The 4,656-nt window shown below is 45.1% G+C and carries 1 protein-coding gene; it reads left to right on the forward strand.

Features of this window, described 5'->3' with window-relative positions:
• A partial coding sequence (locus AC5JLB_RS13770) for an AAA family ATPase (RefSeq protein WP_495874401.1) occupies positions 1-4,656 on the forward strand: 4,656 nt, incomplete at both ends.

Here is a 4,656-nt window from a genome sequence, read left to right on the forward strand (position 1 = left end):
AACTGTATGGGCGAGAAGCGGAGATTGCAGCATTATGGGTGGCGTTTGACAGAGTAGTAGGGAGTAAGGCAGTCCGTGAAATGATGCTGGTCTCTGGTTACGCTGGCATTGGCAAAACAGCCTTGGTACAGGAACTCTCTAAACCGATCACCGCAAAGCACGGCTATTTTATCTGGGGTAAATTTGACCAATTCCGGCGCAATATTCCCTACAGCGCGATCGTCGATGCCCTGCAAAAGTTGGTGCAGCAACTCTTGGGTGAACCCAATGAACAGGTGGAAGTATGGCGATCGCGTCTACTCACTGCTTTAGGAAACAATGGGCAAATCATCATTGATGTCATCCCCGAAGTTGAGTTCATTATTGGCAAGCAGCCACCTGTGCCCGAAGTTGGAGCAACAGAAGCACAGAATCGCTTCAATCTCACGTTTCAAAGGTTTGTGCGGGCGTTTTGTGCAAAACAGCATCCCCTGGTCATCTTTTTAGACGATCTACAGTGGATCGATTCTGCAACGTTGAAGTTAATTGAACTCATATTGCTTGACGAGCAAACTCAATCTCTGTTTTTGATCGGAGCCTACCGAGATAACGAACTGACTCCAACGCATCCGTTGGTCTTAACGCTAGAGAGCCTGCGAAAAGGGGGAGCAGTACTTCAGGAAATCATCCTGACCCCCTTAACACTGGAACCGTTGGGTCAACTGGTGGCTGAGACGTTACATCGCAATCCTAATACCGTTCGTCCCCTAGCCCAAGTTGTGTCACGTAAAACCGAGGGCAACCCTTTCTTTGTTGGTGAATTTTTAAAGCTGCTGTATGACGAAAATTTGTTGACCTTTGACCCCCCTCAATCCCCCCTCGGTAAGGGGGAAAGTGAAGGGGGGTGGCAATGGAACCTGGTTGAGATTGAAGCTAAAAATATTACGGATAATGTGGTGGAGCTGCTGCTGCGTCAGTTGCAGAAATTGCCGGAAGCAACACAGCAAGTTCTCTCCATCGCGGCTTGTGTTGGGTCTGAGTTTGATTTAGAAACGTTAGCCATCATTTGCGAAAAATCACCGAAAGCAATTTTCCAGGATCTACTTGCAGCAATACAAGCGGGATTAATTCAACCTCTGTCTGAATTGGATGAAGACTTGTTGGTTCAAGAGTATAAGTTTCTGCACGATCGCGTGCAGCAAGCGGCTTATGCCCTAATTGATGAGTCGTGCAAACAAGTGGTTCATCTCCAAATCGGTCGCAATTTACTCGATAAAACTTCACCAGAGCAACGATCCGATCGACTGTTTACTATTGTGGATCATCTCGATCAAGGAACGGAGCTTGTCACTGCTCAACCAGAACGAACTGAAATTGCCAGATTGAATTTAACGGCAGGTCAGAAAGCAAAGGCAGCAACGGCTTATGAAGCAGCTTTCAAATATTTCACTACAGGTCTTCAACTTCTCGATACAAAGAGTTGGCAGAGTGAGTATGACCTCACCTTAGCGCTGTATTCAGAAGCAGCAGAAGCGGCGTATCTCCAGGGTCGCTTTGATGAGATGGAACAGTTGGTAGAAGTGGTACTCGCTCGTGCCAAAACAGTGGTTGACAAAGTGCAGGTTTACGATAGCAGAATTCAAGGATATTTGTCACAGGGCAACCTGAAAGAAGCACTAAAAACTGGATCGGAAGCGTTAAAGCTCTTGGGAATAGATTTAATAGAAAATCCAAGTCAGGCAGATGTTCAAAGGGAATTGGAGTCAACGGCTACACTACTCGCTGAACGAGAAATCGAAAACTTGATTGATTTACCAGAGATGACTGCACTAGAACCGCTGGCAGCTATGTCAATCCTGGCGAGTATGAGGTCTGCTGCATTTATCAGGTCACCAGCACTATTCATGCTGATTATTTGCAAAGCGGTAAATTTATCAATTAACTACGGCAATGCTGTCTGGTCATCAGTGTTTTATGCTGGCTACGGGTTTGTTCTATGTGGAGTTGTTCAAGACATTAAATTCGGTTATAAGTTCGGCAAATTGGCTCTGGGTTTGGCAGAACGATTGAATACCAGAGGAAATGCTAGAACTTTAATGTTTTCGAATGTCCATATTATGCACTGGAAGGTGCATCTTAGGAACACAATACCCATGCTGGTTGATGCCTATCAAAATGGAGTGAAAACTGGAGATTTTGAAACTGCTGGTTATACTGCATATTACGTGTGCTATTACTCGTTTTTTGCTGGAGAAGAACTCGCCCAACTGAAACAAAAAACAGCAGTTTACAGCAAAGCGGTTGACCAAATTAGACGAGAAAGTCCCTCGAATTGGCTGGCAATATTGCAACAAACTATTCTTAATTTGCAAGATAGACCTGAGGATTCCAGCCGCTTACTTAGTAGGCTACATCATGAAGAGCAGGCATTATCACACGCTATTGCAGTTAAAGATGGAACTGCAATCCAAATACTCTATTTGCACAAAGTCATGTTGTGTTATCTATTTGGAGAACACCATCAAGCTGTACAGACTGCTATTTTGGCAAGGCAACATTTTGAAGAGGTAACAGCAATAACGGTTCTCCCTATATTCTGTTTCTATCATTCGCTGGCGCTTTTGAGCCTATCGCCTGAGGCTTCAAACTCTGAAAAAGCAGCTTGGCTAAACTGTATTAACGCCAACCAAGAAAAAATGCAGAAATGGGCAGAACACGCCCCAATGAATTATCTCCATAAATTTTATTTGGTTGAAGCAGAGAAAGCGCGAGTCTTAGGGCAATTTCTTGAGGCTGAGGAATTTTATGAACGGGCGATCGCAGGTGCTACTGAAAATGAGTATATCCAGGAAGAAGCATTAGCTTATGAATTAGCGGCTAAACATTATCTAGCGCGAGGTCGAGAGAAAATTGCTCAAACCTACATGAAAGAGGCGCACTATTGCTACGATCGCTGGGGCGCAACCGCTAAAGTTAAAGACTTAGAAACTCGCTATCCACAGTTCTTTTCCCAGTCGTATAGAGCCACTTCCGCATCAATTCCTATTACTACTGAAACTATCTCTAATCCCTTCCATACTACTTTCGATTTAGCAACAGTGATGAAAGCTTCACAGGCGATTTCTCGTGAAATTGAACTGAAGCAATTGCTGCGATCACTGATGCAAATTTTAATTGAGAATGCTGGCGCACAAACCGGATATTTGATTTTAGAAAACTCAGGAGAATGGTCGATTGAAGCGGCTTGTGAACTCAATGCCGATGAGAATGCTTGTGCGACTCAGGTGTTACAGTCTATTCCAGTTGCCGATCAATTGCCAGAATCAATCATTCAATATGTGATTCGGACTCTGAAGCCTGTCACCTTAAATGATGCGACTCGTGAAGGTGCTTTTATTAATGAGCCATACATTCAACAGAACCAGCCTCAATCTGTTTTCTGTTTGCCGCTGCTAAATCAAGCCAAGCTGGTCGGTGTATTGTATTTAGAAAATCGGTTAGCAGCTGGAGTATTTACACCAGAGCGATCGCAGGTCTTGCAGCTATTATCGACTCAAGCAGCGATCGCTATCGAAAATGCCAACCTTTACTCAGAACTACAGGCTAAGGAAAGCAAGATTACTCAGTTCCTTGAAGCGATTCCGGTGGGAATTGCGATCGTGGATGCGGCGGGTTGCCCTTACTATGCCAACCAATGCAGCAATCAACTCTTGGGCAAAGAAACTGATCCCTCCATAGCACCGGAGCAGCTCTCAGAGGCTTATCAGCTTTATGTAGCGGGAACGGATCAAATCTATCCAGCGGAGAGCTTGCCTAATGTGCGGGCATTAAAGGGCGAACGCATTAGGACTGAAGATATAGAAATTCGTCGAGATCATGCCACAATTTTACTTGAGGCACGGGGAACACCAGTTTTTGATCAACAGGGCAATATCGCTTATGCGATCGCTACCTTTCAGGACATTACAGAGCGCAAACAAGCCGAGAAACTCCTAGCCGACTACAACTGCACTTTAGAGCAACAGGTCGCAGAACGAACTGCTGCGTTACGACAAAGTGAAGCCAAGTTCCGAACTATCTTTGAAAACTCGCAGGTTGGCATCTACCGCACCCGCACCTGTGATGGATTAATTCTCGATGCCAATCAATGCTTTGCCAATCTGTTGGGCTTTGATTCACCAGAGGAGATCATTGGGCTGGAACACAGCATCGGCTATTTTGTAAATCCCAGCGATCGCCAATACGCCATTGAGGTGATGAAGCGGGATGGGGAAATGCGAAGCTTTGAAGTCCAGATGCGAAAACGAGATGGGACGCTATTTTGGGGCCTTTGTTCCTCTTACCTGAATGCAACTGATGACTACATTGAAGGGGTGGTTGCAGATATTAGCGATCGCAAACGAGCAGAAGCCGCTCTACAAATAAGTGAAGAACGACTGCGCTTGGCATTAACTGCGTCAAATCAAGGACTCTACGATCTCAATATCAAAACTGAAGAAGTTGTGGTTAGCCCAGGATACCCTTTAATGCTGGGCTACGATCCAGCAACATTTCACACGACCAAATCTAGTTGGATTGAGAGTTTGCATCCTGACGATAGAGAATCAGTGCTTGCAGTTTACCATGCTAGTCTTACTGGAGAAGTCCCCAGCTATCAAGCAGAGTATCGCCAGCGTA

Source organism: Myxacorys chilensis, from assembly GCF_059505265.1.